Source organism: Enterococcus sp. 5B3_DIV0040 (assembly GCF_002140755.1).
GTDB classification, from domain to species: domain Bacteria; phylum Bacillota; class Bacilli; order Lactobacillales; family Enterococcaceae; genus Enterococcus_D; species Enterococcus_D casseliflavus.
Window position 1 is genome coordinate 297,787 of record NZ_NGLC01000003.1, and the last position, 19,602, is coordinate 317,388.

The 19,602-nt window shown below is 38.3% G+C and carries 15 protein-coding genes and 3 pseudogenes; 13 read left to right on the forward strand and 5 right to left on the reverse strand.

Going from position 1 to position 19,602, the window contains the following annotated elements:
• The 4 genes from A5883_RS18675 to A5883_RS18695 all read left to right on the forward strand — a co-directional run.
• Positions 1 to 360, forward strand: a 360-nt coding sequence (locus A5883_RS18675) for an LPXTG cell wall anchor domain-containing protein (RefSeq protein ID WP_176324038.1), incomplete at its 5' end; no start/stop codon positions are given.
• A 471-nt stretch (positions 361 to 831) separates the two neighbouring features.
• Positions 832 to 2,046, forward strand: a complete 1,215-nt coding sequence (locus A5883_RS18680) for an XRE family transcriptional regulator (RefSeq protein WP_086339362.1) — start codon at positions 832 to 834, stop codon at positions 2,044 to 2,046.
• Positions 2,047 to 2,566: 520 nt separating this feature from the next.
• Positions 2,567 to 2,767 (forward strand): excisionase, encoded by a 201-nt coding sequence (locus A5883_RS18690; RefSeq protein ID WP_086339364.1) that lies wholly within the window; start codon positions 2,567 to 2,569, stop codon positions 2,765 to 2,767.
• An 81-nt stretch (positions 2,768 to 2,848) separates the two neighbouring features.
• A complete protein-coding gene (locus tag A5883_RS18695; protein ID WP_086339365.1) occupies positions 2,849 to 4,042 on the forward strand; it encodes a site-specific integrase in 1,194 nt (397 codons plus the stop codon).
• Between the two features lie 236 nt (positions 4,043 to 4,278).
• On the opposite strand, the gene A5883_RS19650 is transcribed toward A5883_RS18695, so the two are convergent.
• Together A5883_RS19650 and A5883_RS19655 are read right to left on the reverse strand one after the other, a co-directional pair.
• Positions 4,279 to 4,830 carry a transposase gene (locus tag A5883_RS19650; protein ID WP_254907915.1) on the reverse strand — a complete coding sequence of 184 codons (552 nt, stop codon included), beginning with the start codon at positions 4,828 to 4,830 and terminating at the stop codon, positions 4,279 to 4,281.
• Positions 4,831 to 5,031: 201 nt separating this feature from the next.
• Positions 5,032 to 5,268, reverse strand: a complete 237-nt coding sequence (locus A5883_RS19655) for an IS110 family transposase (protein ID WP_086339367.1) — start codon at positions 5,266 to 5,268, stop codon at positions 5,032 to 5,034.
• A 285-nt stretch (positions 5,269 to 5,553) separates the two neighbouring features.
• Between A5883_RS19655 and A5883_RS18715 the strand changes: the two genes are divergently transcribed.
• The 4 genes and pseudogenes from A5883_RS18715 to A5883_RS18740 all read left to right on the forward strand — a co-directional run bounded on the left by A5883_RS18715 (position 5,554) and on the right by A5883_RS18740 (position 8,453).
• On the forward strand, positions 5,554 to 5,838 hold the full coding sequence (locus A5883_RS18715; protein ID WP_086339368.1) for an LlsX family protein: 285 nt from the start codon (positions 5,554 to 5,556) through the stop codon (positions 5,836 to 5,838).
• Between the two features lie 154 nt (positions 5,839 to 5,992).
• Entirely contained in the window at positions 5,993 to 6,598 is a 606-nt protein-coding gene (gene fic / locus A5883_RS18720; protein WP_086339369.1) for a protein adenylyltransferase Fic, read from the forward strand.
• 15 nt (positions 6,599 to 6,613) lie between these two features.
• Positions 6,614 to 7,148, forward strand: a pseudogene (locus A5883_RS18725) (recombinase family protein).
• 1,107 nt (positions 7,149 to 8,255) lie between these two features.
• Positions 8,256 to 8,453 (forward strand): hypothetical protein, encoded by a 198-nt coding sequence (locus A5883_RS18740; RefSeq protein ID WP_086339370.1) that lies wholly within the window; start codon positions 8,256 to 8,258, stop codon positions 8,451 to 8,453.
• Positions 8,454 to 8,995: 542 nt separating this feature from the next.
• On the opposite strand, the pseudogene A5883_RS19660 reads toward A5883_RS18740, so the two are convergent.
• Both A5883_RS19660 and A5883_RS19665 read right to left on the reverse strand, forming a co-directional pair.
• Positions 8,996 to 9,436 (reverse strand): annotated as a pseudogene (locus A5883_RS19660) (transposase).
• Between the two features lie 299 nt (positions 9,437 to 9,735).
• Positions 9,736 to 10,065, reverse strand: a complete 330-nt coding sequence (locus A5883_RS19665) for an IS110 family transposase (RefSeq protein WP_254907916.1) — start codon at positions 10,063 to 10,065, stop codon at positions 9,736 to 9,738.
• Positions 10,066 to 11,395: 1,330 nt separating this feature from the next.
• On the opposite strand from A5883_RS19665, the gene A5883_RS18755 reads away from it, so the two are divergent.
• From A5883_RS18755 to A5883_RS18770, 4 genes and pseudogenes are all read left to right on the forward strand, one after another.
• On the forward strand, positions 11,396 to 12,049 hold the full coding sequence (locus tag A5883_RS18755; protein ID WP_086339405.1) for a DUF3267 domain-containing protein: 654 nt from the start codon (positions 11,396 to 11,398) through the stop codon (positions 12,047 to 12,049).
• A gap of 848 nt (positions 12,050 to 12,897) precedes the next feature.
• Positions 12,898 to 14,133 (forward strand): group II intron reverse transcriptase/maturase, encoded by a 1,236-nt coding sequence (gene ltrA / locus A5883_RS18760; protein ID WP_086339372.1) that lies wholly within the window; start codon positions 12,898 to 12,900, stop codon positions 14,131 to 14,133.
• Between the two features lie 107 nt (positions 14,134 to 14,240).
• Positions 14,241 to 14,636 (forward strand): annotated as a pseudogene (gene tnpA, locus A5883_RS18765) (IS200/IS605 family transposase); the annotation flags it as partial.
• 176 nt (positions 14,637 to 14,812) lie between these two features.
• A complete protein-coding gene (locus A5883_RS18770; RefSeq protein WP_086339373.1) occupies positions 14,813 to 15,418 on the forward strand; it encodes a recombinase family protein in 606 nt (201 codons plus the stop codon).
• 87 nt (positions 15,419 to 15,505) lie between these two features.
• On the opposite strand, the gene A5883_RS18775 is transcribed toward A5883_RS18770, so the two are convergent.
• Positions 15,506 to 16,702: a YSIRK-targeted surface antigen transcriptional regulator gene (locus A5883_RS18775; protein WP_086339374.1), complete on the reverse strand. Its 1,197-nt coding sequence runs from the start codon at positions 16,700 to 16,702 to the stop codon at positions 15,506 to 15,508.
• 431 nt (positions 16,703 to 17,133) lie between these two features.
• Here A5883_RS18775 and A5883_RS18780 point away from each other — a divergent pair.
• Positions 17,134 to 19,602, forward strand: a 2,469-nt coding sequence (locus A5883_RS18780; protein WP_176324039.1) for an Ig-like domain-containing protein, incomplete at its 3' end; no start/stop codon positions are given.

Genomic DNA, 19,602 nt, shown 5'->3' on the forward strand with positions numbered 1-19,602 from the left:
ACAGCAGATGATAATAAACCGCAAAGAATTACAACAGAAGATGGTAAGGTTTATGAGTTCATTCGTGTAGATAAAACATCAGCGCCAGAAGAAGGAAAAGTTGTAGAAGGCACAACAGAGGTAACTTACGTTTACCGTGAAGTAAAACCAGAGAAACCTGTTGTACCACCAACAACACCTACTCCACCAGAACAGCCTACGAATCCTGTTCCATCAAAATCGCAGGCAATTCCAGAAACAACGAAAGTTGCGACAGCACTTCCTAAAACAGGTGATACAACCAATCTGGCAAGTGTATTTGGAGGTCTGGCAGTCAGCCTAGGTGCATTACTTGCTTTGTTCAGAAAGAAACGTTCTTAATGTAACGAAGCATATAGAATACCAAGATGTACCGATTACTCTTTTCAGACAATCCATAGTATTCCTGATATTAGACAGGTTTTTATGCTCATAAAAAGAAAACAGATGAAGTGAGCCAGACAGATTGGCGGAAAAATCCCCAAGATTTTTTCGCCAAGGTGTTTGGTTCACTTCGTCTGTGAGCGAGCCTGTGGCGAGCTGATGAAGCCCCCGTTATCTAACAAGGGGGGCACAAAATACAAGAGACAATATACAAAAACAAGGGGAAACTCCTGTATTTATAAGGCGAAACCGCATTTTAACAGGGTGTGACATAAAATCGAAGATATCACACCGAAAACTGAATACTGCAATTACACAAAGGCAATTGATTTCCATTCAGAAGTTGATTGTCTTTTTATTTTGCAAAAATTTAACTTTAGGCAATTATCCGCACAAGATAGTTGCCTTTTTTGATTGGAGGAAGAAAAAATGAAGGAAACAAGTTTTATGGAACAATTAAGAAAAAAACGTGAGGAATACGATGTATCACAAACACGATTTGCTGTTGCATGTGGTATCAGTCGTGAACATTACAATCGCATTGAAAAAGGAAAATTACCTTTATCAGCAGAACTGAAAGAAACAATGATAAAACAGATTGAACGTTTCAATCCAGAAGAACCACTCTTTTTATTGATCGATTACTTTCGTGTTCGTTTCCCTACTACAGATGCTTTGAAAGTGATTCGTGAAGTCTTGCAAATTAATCCCAGACACATGTTTTTTGAATATTTTGGGAAATACGGCTATGAAAGCAAATATCTGATTGGTGATATCAACCTCATGTGTTCTACACAGGAACAGTTAGGCGTTTTATTGGAGCTGAAAGGCAAAGGCTGTCGGCAGATAGAAAGTTATCTGGTCGCACAGGAACGCTCATGGTATGACTTTATGCTCGATTGTATGACCGCTGGTGGTGTCATGAAACGGCTGGACTTGGCAATCAATGACCGTGCAGGCATCTTGGATATCCCCTTCTTAAAAGCAAAATATAAAGCTGGTGAGTGTATCTCCTATTTCCGCAAGCAAAAAGGCTACGGCAGTACAGAAAAGTGTGATGGGGATATTCCGCAAAATACAGGCGAGAGCATTTATTTTGGTTCCACGAAAAGTGAGCTGTATATGTGTGCCTACCAGAAGGATTATGAGCAGTATGTCAAAAACGGCACAGAAGTAGAAGACGCAGAAATCAAGAACCGTTTTGAAATCCGCATGAAGAATGAACGAGCCTACTATGCCGTTGTAGACCTGCTCAACTATCGTGACGCTGAACGTACCGCCGTTTCCATTGTCAATCACTATATTTGCTTTGTGGACAGAGAGGATGATAAACCCAAAAGTCAATGGCCCATAAATGCAGACTGGGCGTGGTTCATAGGAGAAAACAGAGAACCGATACGCTTAACCACCAGACCAGAACCTTATACGTTACAAAAGGCGCTGAACTGGCTACAAAGACAAGTCGCACCTACGATGAAAATGGTACAGGAGCTAGACAGAGAAAACCATACAACGATACTGCAAGATATGATTGAACAAGCAGAACTGAAAGACAAGCATAAACATCTGTTAGCACTAGAGCGATCTACTATAGAAGAACGAATTGATACCGCCGTTCCACGAGAGAATGACGGTATTTTTTAATTTCCTAGATACATCTGCCATAAAACAGGCATGAGCGTACCGACAGGGTGTGAACAAAGAAATTTCTTTTTTTTCAAGAGTTAGTCATTAAATCACCTGTTCCTGTACAGATATGGTGTGAAAGAAGAAATTTTTTCAAGAGTTAGTCATTAAATCACCTGTTCCGTTCCCTATATGAGGCAGAAGAAATGCTTTTCTTCTTTCGTGTTCTTTGACAACTGAATAAAGCCATCCAATACGTTTGACAGACAGCGAGCCGTGGAAACAAGCACGCCATGACCTTTCTCCTGCAAAAGCGAGCGATTCCCTGTTTGTGTTCCTGTAAAAGCCTTGTCCCCTTTTACCGCCATGACCTGTTCTGTCAGATAATGATACGCCCGTACAGCCACAGCTTGAGCGTTAGAAGCGTCGCACGCAATGGGTACGGCTACATCCGAACGATGCAGAGGTGAGATTCCTGTGGGCTAAGACAAAAGCCGTTGGAGGGCTTGGCAAAACATACTGGAGGAGGTGTTATTATATGTGTGATGAAAGCATGCCCTTATGGGAGCGTTATTTAATGACCGTGGAGGAAGCGTCCAGTTATTTCCGTATCGGGGAAAACAAACTTCGTGAAGTTGCCAGAGAATACAAGGAAGAATGCGTTGTGTTCAATGGAAATCGTATGCTCATCAAGAAAAAGAAACTGGAAGCCATCATTGACCGGTTAGAAGAAATCTAGTGAAAAAGAGCCTTGTGCGTGTTATGATATATACAAGTCGTATATACAAGGCTCTTTCTTACTTTGAAAGGAGTTTGAAAGATGTCGAACATAAGGAAGAGACGAGACCACAGGAATCGTGTTCTATACAAAGGAGAGAGCCAGAGAAAAGACGGCAGATACACCTATAAATATGTGGACGCACTGGGGAAAACCAAATATGTCTATGCATGGAAACTGTTGCCTACCGATAAGACACCGGCAGGAAAACGGGAAGATTTGTCTCTGCGGGAAAAGGAACGGGCGATACAGAAAGATTTGTATGACGGGATCGACACACAGGGCAGTAAAATGACCTTGTGCCAGCTCTATGCGAAAAAGAATGCAGGACGTCCGAATGTGAAGAAAAAGACCAAAGAAAGCAGGGAGTACCTTATGAGAGCCTTAGAGAGCGATTTCCTGGGTGCCAGGAGCATTGACAGTATCAAACCATCCGAAGCCAGAGAATGGGCGCTCAGAATGCAGGAAAAGGGGTATTCCTATCAAACCATCAGCAACTATAAGCGGTCGCTGAGGGCATGTTTCTATATGGCAATAGACGATAATTATGTGCGGAAGAATCCTTTTGACTATGTCCTGAGCGAAGTGCTTCCAGCCGATAAGAAACCAAAGGTCATACTCAGCGAGGAACAGGAGCAGGCACTGCTGGCATTTATGGCAGAGGATAAAACCTATCGACAGTATTATGATGATGTGCTGATCCTGTTGAAAACAGGGCTTAGAATCTCGGAACTGTGCGGATTGACAAAACAGGACTTGGACTTTACCCGTCACGCTGTCCATATCGATCACCAGCTGTTAAAGGACAAGGACGGCTATTACATCAATGAGCCCAAAACAAAGAGCGGGATTCGCAACGTGCCGATGAGTGAGGAGACAGAGAAAGCCTTTCATAGGGTTTTGAAGCGCAGACAAGAGGCAAAAGTAAAAGAGATTGACGGTTATCGTCATTTTCTGTTTCTCAGTCCGACTGGGCTTCCTATGATAGATGGCAGGTACAAGAGCATGTTAAAGGGAGCGGTTAAGAAATATAACAAATCGCATGACACTGCTTTACCGCATATCACGCCTCACACGTTGAGACATACCTTCTGTACAAGACTGGCACAGAAGAACATGAATCCGAAGAACTTACAGTATATCATGGGACATGCAAGTATCATGATGACGCTGGACTTATACGCCCATGCATCAGAGGCAGGAGCCAACGAAGAAATGAGAAGGATGATTGCCTAATTTACAACGAAACGTACAACGTTTTATGTCCAAAATATAAGGCGATATGTGGGGTTATAAAGGGAAACTGTCAAAGAGAAAAAGCTGGAAAGTATTGAAAAATAAGGGTTTATCAGCCTTAAGAAAACTTATAAAAAGATACTACAAAGGATGTACTGCTTTTATACTAAAAAAGGAGTACCTCTAGTTTGTGCCATCTAAAAACAAGGAAAACCCTTGCTTTTAGGCTTTTTTAGCTAGAAAAATTTAAAAAAATTTTTCTGCAATATACTTGACAAATCCCTGCCATTCATTCCAGAAGTGGAGACTGAAGGTTCTGCACCTGCATAAGCAAGCAGCTGATTTGGAGAACGAAATTTCTTAATATCTCGAATTTCGGCAAGAATGACACTCCCTAATTTAGAACCAATGCCAGGAATCGTTAAAATCGGCGAATCGATTTCACTCATTAATCGAGCAACCTCTTTGTCCTCTTCGTCTCGCATAGTCGTAAGGTACTTAATGGCATCAATGGTTTGAAGGAGTTCAAATTCTAACGCAGGAGACTCTTGACCAATGGAGGCTTGCGCGAGGGTTTTAATCTTGACCGTCCGTTCTTTTCCAAAGCGACCTTTTGAGTGTGTTGAAATGAGATTAGTTAACTTCGTTAAGTGTGCATTTCCTAGCTTTTTAGCAGAGGATATTCTTTCAAAATCGCGTACACATAGGATTGGTTCTTCGCAGAAGAATAACCCAAACACTAGTTCCGGAAAAAGATCCGTGTGTAGCTTACTTTTTTTCGAGTACAATCCTCTTTCAATCTGGCTGTATGTCGAGTTAAATACTTCAATTCAATCATTGAAGGGTTCGCACTAAATGATTGTTTATCAAGATCTGATCGTAGTTTTCGAGCGATCGTCATGGCGTCTTTTTTTATCGGTTTTGTTTTTTCGCAAGCTTTGATTCTTGGTAAATTCTTTAATTAAGTACGGATTATAGCTATAGGTTGGCTACCCTTGCGTCCGAAGGAAGCGGAGGATATTGAAGCAATAATGCCCTGTATCTTCTAAGGCGATTTGAATGTCTTCACCGGTTGTTTTCTGAAGATTGTCAAGCGTCATTTGAAGCTTCGTAAACCCTTCCTGGTTGTTTTCGATCTGAAGGTGACGGACAAAAATCGTTTCTTCAGTATCAATGACCGCCAAGTCATGTTTGTGCTTGGCAATATCAATTCCAACGTACAACATAAGGACCACTCCTAGTCAGATAAAATTTACGCTGTGCTCCACTTACTCTTTGTCTATGTAACCTTGTGATCAATCAAGTGTCACGAACTGATGTCATGCGCTAACAAACTTATTAACAATATGATAAAGAGCTGTGGCTAGAGCCTTTCTAAAACAGTATTCCAAGGGAATCTGGTGGAAGAAGTACTAGTCCACGGCGCCTAACTCAATTATAGATAAAATAACAGCTAAATAAAACGGAATAGCTGATTAATTGAGTAATCTAAATATACAAGGTGAAAACAAGTGAAGAAAAAAGTAAAAATCGTCATGGCAGTGGTCGTTGGATTACTATTTGCATTGATGTTGATGGGTGTTGTCATCTATTTTAGCTATACGAATGCCTATCGAACTAATTTGGATACATTAATTGTTAAATGTTTTGGACTTCCTATTTATGAACTAACAAAATCAGGAATAGAGTATGTTGGCAAACCGATCGGAATATATATGGGAGCTGTGTGTGGCATTTGTATGCTTTTCAGCCTTATGGTTGAAGAACTTGTCAATGGAATAAAAAATAAAGGGTGATTTTTTTTACTGTTTTTGACAAGTTTTGTAGAAACTTCCTTTTTATCAAAAAGATTCAGAAACTTTTTTAGTTTTTGACACATGATTGAATTCGCGATTTAATAAATTTAAAAACGTTTCATAAACTTATGTCATAAAGTTAAGGGGATTCTACATGGTTTTAGAGAATAAATTAGGTTTAACCAATCAAGTTGAGTTGGCAAAAGCAGAAGAAAAACTCAGCAAGCAAAAAGCGAAGGAATTATACGATTCGGGGGAAATAAATGAAATCGAAGTCGGTACGTTTAAAGGTTTATCTGAAATTCATGAATTTCTCTTTTCAGAAATTTACGATTTTGCAGGAAAAATTCGGACGGTCAATATTGCAAAAGGAAATTTTCGATTTGCACCAGTCATGTATCTGGAACATTCGTTAAAACATATTGATCAGATGCCGCAAACTTCTTTTGAAGAGATTATCAAGAAATACGTGGAAATGAATATCGCTCACCCGTTTCGTGAAGGAAATGGACGAAGTACTAGAATTTGGCTGGATCTCATTTTAAAGGAAGAATTGCAAAATGTTGTCGATTGGAACTTGATCAACAAAGAAGACTATCTTTCCGCAATGGAGCGCAGCCCAATAAATGACTTAGAAATTCGCTATTTAATTTCTAATGCTCTAACTGATGAAATTGACGATCGAGAGTTGTATATGAAAGGAATCGATGTTAGCTATTTCTATGAAGGGTATTCGGAGTATACGATCGATGATTTGTAAGAGCAGGTGGATTAAATGACAAAATATGGCTATGCACGTGTCTCAACTGCTTCTCAAAGTACAAAAGAACAGATTCAACAGCTGCTTGAGAATGGCGTTGAGAAGAATATATTTTCCGAAAAATTTACAGGTACAAAACGGGATCGGCCAAAATTTAATCAGCTTCTAGATTGTCTGAAGCCTGGAGATGAAATCGTCGTGACTGAGCTTGATCGATTCGCCCGTAATACACGAGAAGCATTAGAAATCATTGAACCATTGCTCGATGATAACGTTACGATCAAGGTTTTGAATTTAGGAACGATTGAAAATACATCGGGAGAATGATCGTTCGTACCTTGTTGAACGTACTCAAGAAGGAAAGATGTTTGCTAAAAAGAATAATCCTAATTTCAGAGAAGGACGTCCGAAAGCTAGAATTATACCAAAGAAAAGGCATGCATATGACTTCCTTTCTTCAGGTAAACTATACAAAGAGGTTGAAGCTATAACAGGCTTCAGTCGCAGCACACTTTTCAGAATAAAAAAACAGATAGAAGAGAACAATTAGAAGAGAATCAAAAACCATAATTTAGAAAGGTATTTTTATAAAAAACAGACTATTTTGATGAATATATTGAAGAAATGAAACAGCACATTAAAAGCAAGACAGATGATTTGAAAACTTCTATTTTCTAATATTAGCAAATTTGACCATAGATACCATGACGTACAAGATGAAATTTAATACTTGCAAAATAGAGCAATACGAATAATATCTAAGGTGGTGACCCCCTAGAAATGAAAAACAAGAGGGGCTACTATAAAATTTTACGTTTAACAGCTGAAGAAGGGTGGTTGACTTGCACTGAAATTGTTGAATAAGTTCAAGCGATTGGGTCAATTATTTCTGATGGAAGAGCGTCTTCTATGAACTATCAGGATACAAATGAAGTGAAAGTAATTGATCAAGAAGGCAACTTCAGAGAGTACACAACAATAAGCGAGTGTGTGATTAATGAAAAGCTTTGTAGGGCAACTATAACGAAATATATGTAAGAACAGAAACAAAGCAAAAGACGACAGAACCTTTGTTACCTTCTAAGTTTTTTCATATTTGGTTGTTATGATATACTTAGATCCGTGTAATTGGACTTGCGCTACCCGTTATTGAAGTTTCAGGCAACGCTCTTTTTTTGGAGATTGATAATGGAAGAAGAAATATTTGAAGAGCTCTGGCAACTGGCTTCAAGTTAGTAAAGAGCAAGATACAAAAATCTGATGTCCTCTTACTTTACTACTGTTGAATGGACTTACAAAGAAAAAATATCTATTTTGGTTGTATCGGCTTATATAGATACATTTGAAGTGATCCTAGATAAAATTAAACAGAATTGATCATAAAAAAAGCGAACTGAGTGAAGGATTCGCTTTTTCTATTTATTAGTTGTCACAGGGAAATTCTAAGCTCGTTTTAATGGTATAGCTAGAATAGATAATAGAAATACTGTTAAATCAACGTTTCTGTTTTTTTGAGTGTTAACTACCACTATTTTCTGTATAGATATTCCAATGACGCCTTATAATCAAATTCACACATTGAAATAATTTTTTAATCTTATTGACATTTTAAATATGATCTATCATAGTATAAATTTACTGAATCAAATGAAAAGAGATGAAATTATTACTTATCTTTGGATTATCAGTTATTGGATTATCTTTTGCTATGGTAACAGAAGTTAGTGCGAAAGAGCTTGATGGACCTGAATGCTCTCCAGGATATTACTTTAAAAAAGGTGGTTGGTCTGCAGGAGGATTCACTAAAGCCGGAGGGTATTGCATCCCAATGGGAAACATAGGGAAAGTTAGGTAAATCTTTAGATAGGAGATATAATTGGGATGACAAATAGAACTAAAGCATGGTTAAGTACCACTATGTGTATCTTCATACCAATTTTAATTGGTATAGCGTGTAAATTTATTTTTCATGTCCAATTAGAAATAGTGTTAACAATATGTTATTTATTTTTACTGTTTTTTTTAGTACCATCAGATAGTTTTTTTGGTGATATGTTAGACTATAATGCTAAATCACTTAATCCAACATTTCGACCGCAAAAGAAAAGAATTATTCCAAGTATAAAAGTTGAATTTATACAGTTTATTTTAGTTTTAATGGCATTGATATTAAATTTAATAATTTGGTACCGTAATTCTCAATAGAAAAACAATTCAAATATTAGAGATTTAATCCTAAATTTACTCGTTCATACGGTATTATGTCTAAATACTCGTCTAATAGATTAGACAAACTATATTAAGTCAAGAGCAAAATGAAAAATTTGAATAACTTAGTTTAGAAACGATTTGAAGGCATGACAAAGAAACCTCAGGTAAAGGAAACTTTTGAAAGGATCAGTTGACGATCATTTTCTGTTTTTCATAAGGTTTATTATCTTTTAGTAGTTGGTAAATGATTCGAACGAGTTTTCTAACAACATGACTGAGTGCGACATTGTAGTGTTTTCCTCCAGCTAACTTTTTCTGGAAATAGACACGCATAGCCGGCGACCAAATGGACATAATTCTGGCGGCTTCATACAATGCCCAGCGTAATTGCGAGGAGCCACGTTTGACCATTCTTCCGGTTTAGGTCTGATTCATTCCAGAAGTAGAGATGGAAGGCTCTGAACCTGCATAGGCAAGCAACTGGTTTTGCGAACGAAAATTCTTAATATCTCGAATTTCGGCGAGAATGATACTTCCTAATTTAAAGCCAATGCCAGGAATCGTTAAAATAGGTGAATCGATTTCACTCATTAATCGAGCAACTTCCTTCTCTGCTTTGTCTCGCATAATTGTAAGATACTGAATGGCATCAATAGTTTGAAGGAGTTCAAATTCTAATGCGGGGGACTCTTGACCAATAGAGGCTTGCGCGAGTGCTTTGAGCTTGACCGCTTGTTCTTTTCCAAAGCGGCCCTTTGAGTGTGCTAAAATAAGATTAGTCAGCTTCGTTAAATGTGCATTTCCTAGCTTTTTAGCAGAGTGATATTCTTTTAATAGTGCTTACACATAGGATTGGTGCTTCGCAGTAGAAGAACCTAAAGAAGGGGCAAGTTCTGGAAAGAGAATATCTAAAGTACGCGTGTAGTTTACTTTTTTCGAGTGCAATCCTCTTTCAATCTGGCTGTATGTCGGGTTAAATACTTCAACTCAATCATCAACGGCTGGGTGTGAAAACATTGTTTATCAAGATCTGTTCGTAGTTTTCGAGTGATCGTCATGGCATCTTTTTTATCGGTTTTGGTTTTTCGTAAGCTTTGATTTTTGGCAAATTCTTTAATTAAGTACGGATTATAGCTATAGGTTGGGTAGCCTTGTGTCCGAAGGAAACGTAAGATATTGAAGCAATAATGCCCGGTGTCTTCTAAGGCGATCTGTATCTCTTCGCCGGTTGTCTTTTGAAGATTGGCAAGAGTCACGAACCTATGTCATACGCTAACAAACTTATTAACAATCTGACAAAGAGCTGTGGCTAGAGCCTTATCAAAACAGTATTCTAGAGGAATCTGGTGGAAAAATCACTAGTCCACAGCGATTAACTCAATTATAGATAAAATAACAGCTAATTAAAATGGAATAGCTGATAAATTGAGTAATTTAAATATACAAGGAAAGTGTTCTTCTTTTTTGTGTTTGTAGTATGTACGTCTGCTTTCTATTGGTCCAAGCAGACTTTTGTGTTTTCGCTACGATGAATGTACAATTCATTCTTTCTAACAGATGATTGCCGTAAAGCCGCGTTAGCTTCGGAAATCAGAGTTCCAACCATGTAAGGGAGTGTAGCATTTTGTAAAGGATGTAGCTTTCAACGAGCAACTGCTTCGTCCTCCCCTTTTTTTTGGTGCTCGGTTCGTGCTTCTTAATAGCGATATACTCCTTGAATAAAGACAAAAAAGTCCCTAGAACTCGGTTGTTCTAGGGCAAGGAGTATACAATATGTTATTACATTGGTATCTTGTTGGTACAGTTAGTTTATCACGAAGGTTGAGATTCTTCCAGAATATTTTTGAGAAAATGTTTTCGTGTTATAGTAGTGTTGCTTAAATATTTTACAAAGGAGTTAAATATTTAAGCAAGCGTAAACTGATTCTAGTTTTTGCAACGTTGCTCTTTAGTATTATAACTTTTGTTGGATTTGGATATTTGGTTTGTGCTGAAATAATTGTTGAAAATAATGTTGATGATACGTAAAGAATTACAGAGATTAAAGAAGTATCTAAAGGATAATTGATCACTGAATTAGCAAAAAAATGCAAATACAATAGAAGAAGAGGCAAGGAATGCACTCTTTTCTACAGTTGTAAGAGCTAAGAGAAATTCTATAAACGAGGAAGCACCTAAGTTTGCTGTTGTGAGTGCTCGTTTTCAAGATAGAACAATTAATAGTTCTGTTGAAGGTGGTACAGTATATTTCTATTGTGAAACTAGTGAAAGTGGTTGGTTTCGAGCAATAAAAGAATTGTTTATGCCGAAATTCTTTTCGAATTTTGTTAATTGGATTTGTAAAATATTAGACAATAATAATGAATATGTAGAAGCTGCAGAGAATTATTTTAGGAGTTGCTGACGGTAATCTATATATAAAATAGTGTATTAAAACATGCACCTTTGTGTGGTTTGTCACAAGAGGGTTATCAGAATTGTTAGAAACGCATTATGATTTTTTTATAAAGGAACGATGTATATGGGTATCTCGTGGATCTGACAGAGAAAGATGTTGATGCTGAAACTTATTCGGGAGGAATCGATTTGGAAAAGGAAGTAAGGAAGTTAACGCCTCAAGAACAGAAAAGAAAGAAAAAATTTGATGAAGTCTGTGAGAATCTGGCGAAGGAAGGATACGTCAAGACAGATTTAACCGTGTCTATTCTTGCCGCCAATCTCTTCGCTATTTTAGTGATGGCTCCTTTTATGTTGTTGGCGCTAGGCGTGTTTTACCTGCTTGTCCCATCCTATGATGTAACGTTTACTGCTTGGCACGGTGTTTTTATGTTCGCAGTGGCGATTGTTTTGATCGTCCTCCATGAGCTCATCCACGGGCTGACATGGGGCTATTTTGCCAAAAAGCATTTTCGATCGATTGACTTTGGGGTGATCTGGTCAATGGTCACGCCTTACTGTACGTGTGAAGAACCTTTAAAACGTTGGCAGTATATTTTAGGAGCGATGATGCCTACACTCGTTATTGGCGTTGGCTTGACGGGATATGCTTGTATATCACACAGTATATTTTGGCTGTGTCTTGCGGAGCTAATGCTTCTTTCTGGTGGGGGTGATTTTCTGATTATCTACAAAATACTGCTTCACAAATCACGGGGAAAACAGGCATATTATTATGACCATCCTTATGAATGCGGTCTAGTGGTATTTGAAAAAACGGATGCACCTGTTTTTTCAAAGTAACGAGCGAACTTTTGAGGATGATGGAATCGTATGTTGTTCATAACATCATGATTTCCCCCTATTCTTTTCATCCTGTAACGAAATAAAGAAATGTTTATGCTTTTTTATTATTGACTTTAGTCAGTTTCGTTCGCGTAGCGTACGAAACAAAAAAAACGCGCGTTTCTACGCGTGGACGAAATAGCTTTAGCGATAAAAAACTCCTTTCGATATACTAATAGTGGCTACCAACCGCATATCAGATCGAAAGGAGTTTTTTTATGTCTAACGACGATAAAAGTTTAGCACATAGTGTGTCCTGAATGCGAGGAAAATTGAAGGGAGGAAAGGTATTTCCAAAGCAATGCTTTTCAAAAGATGGAAGTAGGTCTTCCATAGTCGATATGCAGGTATAGGCTATAAACCACTCATGGATGCTGTAATCAAAAGTTACGGTACTGAGCGCATGGAGAAAAGGCAATAAGAAAAATTGTCAGGTGTGTGCCATAGAGCTGAACGAAAGTGAAGAACTGATGAAGCATCGTTAAGGCTAATAAGTACAGTCAAAACTGGGATTTTGTGTGGCTCCTAGGATAAGTCTAATGGTTACCTGTTTATTGATTAGGCGGCTGTCGGTGTAGAGGTTACAGGAATATGGTATAGGCTTTTGAAAGGAACAGGAGAATCCTGATTTGTAATGATAAGTGAAAAATTCAAGCAAACAAATAGGCGAGAATGAAAGTAATGAGGAATAAATCAGGTGCGGAAGAATTCGTAGTAGTGATGAAGCGATTGTAATGAACGTGGAGCGAAGGGGTTCTATTATCACAACTTCTTTTATTTAACAACCAAGTGAATGGGAGGATTTTATGGAAGAAGGGAAATCATTTAGAATTACGCAGAATGAGGTACTACTTGCATACAAACGTGTAAAAGCGAATAAAGGTGCGGGTGGTATCGATGGCGTTGATTTTCATACGTTTGACAAAGAATGGAAAGATCGATTGTACAAGTTATGGAATCGAATGGCATCTGGAAGTTATTTCCCGAAAGCTGTTAGGGGTGTGGAAATTCCAAAGAAAAATGGAAAGACTAGACTTCTAGGCATCCCAACAATAGAAGATCGTATTGCTCAAATGGTAGTCAGAAATCGAATAGAGCCAAGGTTAGAAAAAATATTTTTAGAAGACTCCTACGGATACAGGCCGAATAAATCTGCGTTAGATGCCATTGGAATTACACGCACGAGGTGTTTTAACTATCCGTGGATTGTCGAATTTGATATTGTGGGTTTATTTGATTTTATCAACCATGAAAAACTACTAGCGATTATGAGCAGACATGTTAAAGAAAAATGGCTTTTATTGTATATCCAAAGATTTCTAACAGCTCCAATTCGATTACCAAATGGTGAATTTGAAGAAAGAAATTCTGGTACACCTCAAGGAGGTGTTATCAGTCCAATTCTAGCCAATGCATATATGCACTATGCGTTTGATCTGTGGATGAGAACGATATTCCCAGAAAATCCGTGGGTGAGATACGCGGATGATGGGCTGATTCATTGTACAACGAAGACGCAAGCAATCTATCTTATGAAAGAATTGACAAAACGAATGAAAGATTGTTCGCTTGAAATTCATCCGGAGAAAAGCAAAATTGTTTATTGTAAAAACGATCAGTCAAATGAAGAAAGTAGTTTTGAATTTCTGGGCTACTCCTTTCGAAAGCGATTATGTAAAAATCGATATGGTGTTTATTTCACAGGTTTCACTCCAGCAGTAAGTAAAGGTGCTGCGAAGAGTTTCAGAAACAAAATTAAGTTAGCTATAAAAGAAGCGAACACCACTTCACTTATCTGCCTGTCGGAGATTTTGAATCCCATCATTCGAGGATGGATGAATTATTTTATGAAGTTCAATAAAAGTGAAGCAATTAGGAAAGGAATCAACTATGTGAATCTGACATTGATAAGATGGTTAAGAAGAACGCACAAATCGGTCAAAAATGGATTGAATAAAGCGCAAAGACTACTGGGAAGAATGTCAAAAAGTAGTCCAAATCTCTTCTATCATTGGAAAATGGGCTATATGCCAGTGAATTGATAATAAGAGCCGTATGATGGGAGACTATCACGTACGGTTCTGTGAGAGGCTTGGGGTGAGATTCCCCTTGTCTACTCGACCGAGATAGAAGTATAAGGTTCAAATAGGTTTTTACTCCGAAGCATTGACGAAAAGTGATTTATAGAAAGTTAAGAATAAGTATTGGTCAGATATTAAGAAAATTGTGTGAGATGAAAGATGTTGAAATCATTGAAGCTCATGCCATGCCTGACCATATTCATATGTTAGTAAGAATACCACCAAAGATTAGTATTTCTAGTTTTATGGGCTACTTAAAAGGACGAAGTGCAACTTTAATCCATGAAAAACATGCGAATTTGAAATATAAGTATGGGAATAAAAGCTTTTGGTCCAAAGGATACTACGTGAGTACGGTTGGGTTAAATCAAAAAACAATTGAAAAATATATTCGAGAACAAGAAGCAGATGATCGAATAAGAGATAGTATAAGTAAACAAGAGTATGTAGATCCATTTAAATAGTGAAAGAGAGATAGGGCTGTGAGCGGTTGGTGGTCATTTAAAAAGCCCCTTTTAAGGGGCTAGCGAGTGGTGAGCCCTTCTAGGGCTGTTAAAAAGCCACCCGTTTCACGGGTGGATATTTACTTGCAAGAAACATACGACCTCTTAACCTGATAAGGGTTAGGAGGAAGTTGCATATGAAACAGTATGGCTATATTCGTGTGTCCAGCAGAGAACAACACATCGATCGTCAGGTACAGGCCATGGAACAGGCAGGGCTTACCAGAAAACAGATGGTGACAGATTATCAGACAGGGAAACATTTTCATCGGAAAAACTATCAAAAACTGGTGAAAAAACTAAAAAAAGGAGATGAACTGTATATCCAGTCCATTGATCGGCTGGGAAGAAACTATGAGGAGATTTTAGCACAGTGGCGGTATTTAACCACAGTGAAACAAATTGAAATTATTGTACTGGATTTTCCTCTCTTGGATACCCGCCAGCCGGTACAGGGAATCACGGGAAAGTTTTTAGCTGATCTCGTTTTACAGGTGCTCTCTTATGTGGCACAGATCGAACGGGAACATATTTCTCAAAGGCAGAGGCAGGGTATACAGGAAGCCAAGAAAAAAGGTGTCCGTTTTGGCAGACCCCCGAAAGCGTATCCTGAACATTTTTACCAGGTAGCCGAATTATGGCAACAGGGAAGCATCAGTCTTCGAAAAGGGGCTGAAACATTGCAGGTGAGCCATTCGACATTTTCTCGGTGGCTGGAACAAAACCATTTGAAGCAAAAGTAGCGCAAAAAGGAATAAGAAGCTGTGAGCCAATCACAACACTCTTGTTCCTTTTTTTTGTCCTATTTATCTCCGAAAGAAATCGGTTATTTATGCATCGAATCCTCTGTTCTCTTCTATTGTATATGAATTTGAAGGCAAAGGATGTGATTTTTGAAATTGAATCGGTGTCATTCCCGTATGTTTTTTGAAGGCTTTTGTAAAATGCGGGAGATCATAAAAATGTAATTCTTTGGCAACCGTACAGGGTGGGATTTGGGTCATGAGCAGGTATTTTGCCAAGATGATTTTTTGTTTTTGAATGTAGGTTCCAATACTGATTCCTACTTCCTGCTTGAAAGAGCGTCGCAACTGGGTGTTGGATAGAAATAAATGTTTTTCAATCTCTGCCAGAGGTAACGGGTCATAGATATGTACGTTGATATACTGAATGACCCGACGAATCATCAAGGAATAAGCGTGCATGGAGATTTCATGCAACAGTTCTGTAAAATAGACGATTGCCCCATCCCGGATGGTCAATACGCTCATTACCTGTGTTTGTTTTTCAATCTCCTGTATATAATAATCTCTCAAAGACAGGCACTTCATAATGTCCACCCCCATTTGGATCGCAAACCAGGAGATCTTTTCCATGAGAATAATACAATAGTTTTTTTCATGTCTGAGGTCGTTGGTTTCTGGAATTGGCAGAATGCCTAAAGGGGTCTGACGGACTAACTGATAGAGTTGGTTAGGATCTCCTTTTGCCATGGCCTCCATGAGTTGGTGTTCTAAATGGAACAACGCTGTATAGGAAGTGAATGCTTCTTTTTGTAACGGATGATTGCGTGTTTCTATTCGATGTTTTTGGGCTTTTGTGAGAAGCTGGAGGTATTCCACATAGTATTGTTCCAATTGCAGGGAAAATAAATGGTCAAGAATCACAAGCAAATCTCTGCACTGCTTCGAAGAGAATACGGGAAGTTGTTGGAGATACCCCTGCAAGGAAGCGGGACTGTTTTCAATGGTCTTTTTTGGCAGACTCTGACTATGAAGCATAGGGCCCATCGACACAAACCGTTCCTGGAGTGGAAAGATGAAAAATACTTCATTAAATTTCCCATACTGGATGGATAGATTGTGTTTTTTATTGAACGTAAAGGACAGCGGATAGGGAGGAAGGCTTGGAGCATCCAATTCCTCGAAGGATAGAAGGGTGCCGTTTTTTTCATAGATGGCAATAGAAAATCGGAATCGCTTCCCTATACTTTGTAATTTTTGGATATTTTCCATGGAAAGTGCCATTGGTGCTCCCCCCTCCTACTGTGCGCATATCATACCTATTTTCCATTTTACAACCTTTAATAAAATCATAGTATAAAGGATTTTGTAGGTTTGTCAATTGAGCAGGAGGTTGAAACGAACAAATTTCCCGATTATGACCAAATTTCGATAATTCTTCATATGTACATATCGATAGATACTTGTAAAATCCGGTCTTTTTCATTTATTTTGTTCTAAAACGTATACTTTTTGTGACAAGGATCTACAAGATCAAAAAACACATAAAACTCCTTTCATAATAGGCTTTTCGCAACAAAATCAGGATATTTTTTATTTTATTTTGTCTGTCACAAAAAGTATACATTTTGTGACAGAAATTTTAGATGATCGTACAGATTGGATTGGCAAGAAAATGAGGATGTTAAATACATATGAAGGAAAGGAGAAAGTGTATGACTTACAAGTACAGAGGCAAAGGAAATAAACCTCTGAAAGAAGAAAAAAGACAGCTCAAATATGGTTTGAGAAAACTTGGCGTTGGAGTCGTTTCCTGCATGATTGGATGCACGATTTTCTTTGGGTCTGGTATAGCTGTTTTCGCAGAAGGATCCTATGACCCAGCTACCGGAGTTTATGAATTTACTGAGACAGAAGAAAAAGACATCAAAGCAAGTGTTCAAGTCTCTTATGAAAAAGTAGAAACGGAAGTGAGTGGACAAAAAGTTCCTGCAATTAAGTATACTTTTACGATGAATCCAGAGAATTCCACTTTAACTGGTAGAACTTCTGTGGGATTTGTTTTGCCTAAAGCAGTGAAAACGCCATCGAAAATTGTGAAAAAAGAGTATAACAAAGATGGTGGTGAAAAAGAGGTAAAGGAATATAATGGAATTAGTGATTGGGCTAATAGTTCAGCCGCTTCACAATCATTCGGGACAAAGGATCGAATCAAGGGCGCGTTCAATTTATACGAGACAACGGATGATAATACTGGGAAAAAAGTAAAAGGAAATAATGTCGAAGACTTTACGAAAGTTTTTGATGATTTTGTTACCAAAGGATATGAAAAAGAAGCAGAATTTCTAAAAAAAGACAAAGAGAATATCGGAGGCTATAACGAACTAATAGAATATCGTGATGGCGATGCAAATTTAATTTTTGAATCATGGGAAGCAACGGGAAAAGATGTTAAATATGTGTTTGAGGTTTATGCACCATTAAAAGATCCGAATAAGAAAGATGCCAACTTGCAAGCACTTGGTTTTATCAGTTCTGCTAAAAATGCTACTTCAGCTTCAAAATATCGCATGTCTGGAATAAAGGCTACTTTAGAGAAGCTTGAAGAATCAGGGAACAAATTGGATACCACATCTTTGAATGCATTGTCTGGTGTTCCGAATATTCGCGAAGATGTAACAATTACCTGGAAACATAAACAACTTCAAAACAGACCAAACGATCTAGGATTCAAAAAGTCTGAAGATGGAGATACCATCATCTATGAATATGATATCAATGACCCTATTTCATTTGGTACACGCGAATTACTTGCGGAATTGAACGCTGTTGATAACAAAACAAAGATTACTTATGATGGTATCGAAAAGAATGAAAAAGCCTATAAAAATGATGCCGAAGGTCATGATTGGGTATATAAACGCTTAGAGGAAGGAAATCTTCTACAAGGGCAAGATGGTCAGCCAAGAAATATTCTAGATGTAGTTGATGCAGAACATAAGTGGGGAAATATGGATATCAACTTATGGGATAAAGAGACTACGCCAACCATTACAATGATCTCACCAATTACAGAAAACAATAACAATAGTGCTGGTGATTGGGATATCACAACCGACGGCAAGACGGTAGATAACGCGTTTGAAAAGCATCAAATTTACTTAAGACCATATGAAGTCTCGCATAGTAGTCGAAACATAAATACAGAGACAGAGACGAATGTAGTCAATCTCTTTGTAGTCGGCGTGGATAATAAAGCTGGAAAGCCAACAGTAACACCAAAAGACAATGGAGATGTAGCGGTAACATTACCAACAGAAAAAATACATCAAGACATTGAAAAGGTGAAGGTATCTTACATTGGAGAAGATGGACAACCTAAAGAAGTAGACTTGACGAAAAAAGAAGGTCAATGGACAGGATCAAATGAGGTTACAGTTCAGGGAGATACCATTACAATTCCTAGGGATAAGGTCAAAGATAAGACAGAAGTATCAGTGACGTTAACTGATGCGGCAAACAATGAATCTGAACCGGGGAAAGCAACAGCAAAATCAGATGTGAAGAAACCAGATACACCAGTGGTCGTGGCAGATAAAACCAAACTGACAGAGCCAGAAAAAGAGAAAGTGAAAAAAGCTGTAGAAGATAAAAATCCAGATCTGCCAGAGGACACCGAAGTGACGGTAGGCAATGACGGAACGGTAACCGTAACGTATCCAGATGGTTCAACGGATACAATCCCTGGAACAGATACAGTGGCACAGCAAGGCACCAGTGCAACACCGACGGTGAACAAGGTAGACAGTGACGATCCAGCAGTGAGCGGAACCGGTGTACCAGGAGCTACGGTGAAAGTAACGTTGCCTAATGTAGACGATCCAGTGGAAACAACAGTAGGACAAGATGGAAACTGGAGAGTTGATTTACCACAAGGGGTCAATTTAAATGCCGACGATAAAGTGAGCGTGACGCAGACCGAAGCAGGCAAGAAAGAAAGCCCAGCGGTAGAAAAATCTGTCGAGCAAACTACAGCTGAAAAGACAGATGTGAAGAAACCAGATACACCAGTGGTCGTGGCAGATAAAACCAAACTGACAGAGCCAGAAAAAGAGAAAGTGAAAAAAGCTGTAGAAGATAAAAATCCAGATCTGCCAGAGGACACCGAAGTGACGGTAGGCAAT

What these genes read in the sequence shown, in the direction of transcription:
- A5883_RS18740 (WP_086339370.1), top strand. Translation starts at nt 8,256, where the DNA reads ATGAAATTATTACTTATCTTTGGATTATCAGTTATTGGATTATCTTTT.
- A5883_RS18775 (WP_086339374.1), bottom strand. Translation starts at nt 16,702, where the DNA reads ATGGCACTTTCCATGGAAAATATCCAAAAATTACAAAGTATAGGGAAG.
- A5883_RS18695 (WP_086339365.1), top strand. Translation starts at nt 2,849, where the DNA reads ATGTCGAACATAAGGAAGAGACGAGACCACAGGAATCGTGTTCTATAC.
- ltrA (WP_086339372.1), top strand. Translation starts at nt 12,898, where the DNA reads ATGGAAGAAGGGAAATCATTTAGAATTACGCAGAATGAGGTACTACTT.
- A5883_RS18770 (WP_086339373.1), top strand. Translation starts at nt 14,813, where the DNA reads ATGAAACAGTATGGCTATATTCGTGTGTCCAGCAGAGAACAACACATC.
- A5883_RS19655 (WP_086339367.1), bottom strand. Translation starts at nt 5,268, where the DNA reads ATGTTGTACGTTGGAATTGATATTGCCAAGCACAAACATGACTTGGCG.
- fic (WP_086339369.1), top strand. Translation starts at nt 5,993, where the DNA reads ATGGTTTTAGAGAATAAATTAGGTTTAACCAATCAAGTTGAGTTGGCA.
- A5883_RS18680 (WP_086339362.1), top strand. Translation starts at nt 832, where the DNA reads ATGAAGGAAACAAGTTTTATGGAACAATTAAGAAAAAAACGTGAGGAA.
- A5883_RS18690 (WP_086339364.1), top strand. Translation starts at nt 2,567, where the DNA reads ATGTGTGATGAAAGCATGCCCTTATGGGAGCGTTATTTAATGACCGTG.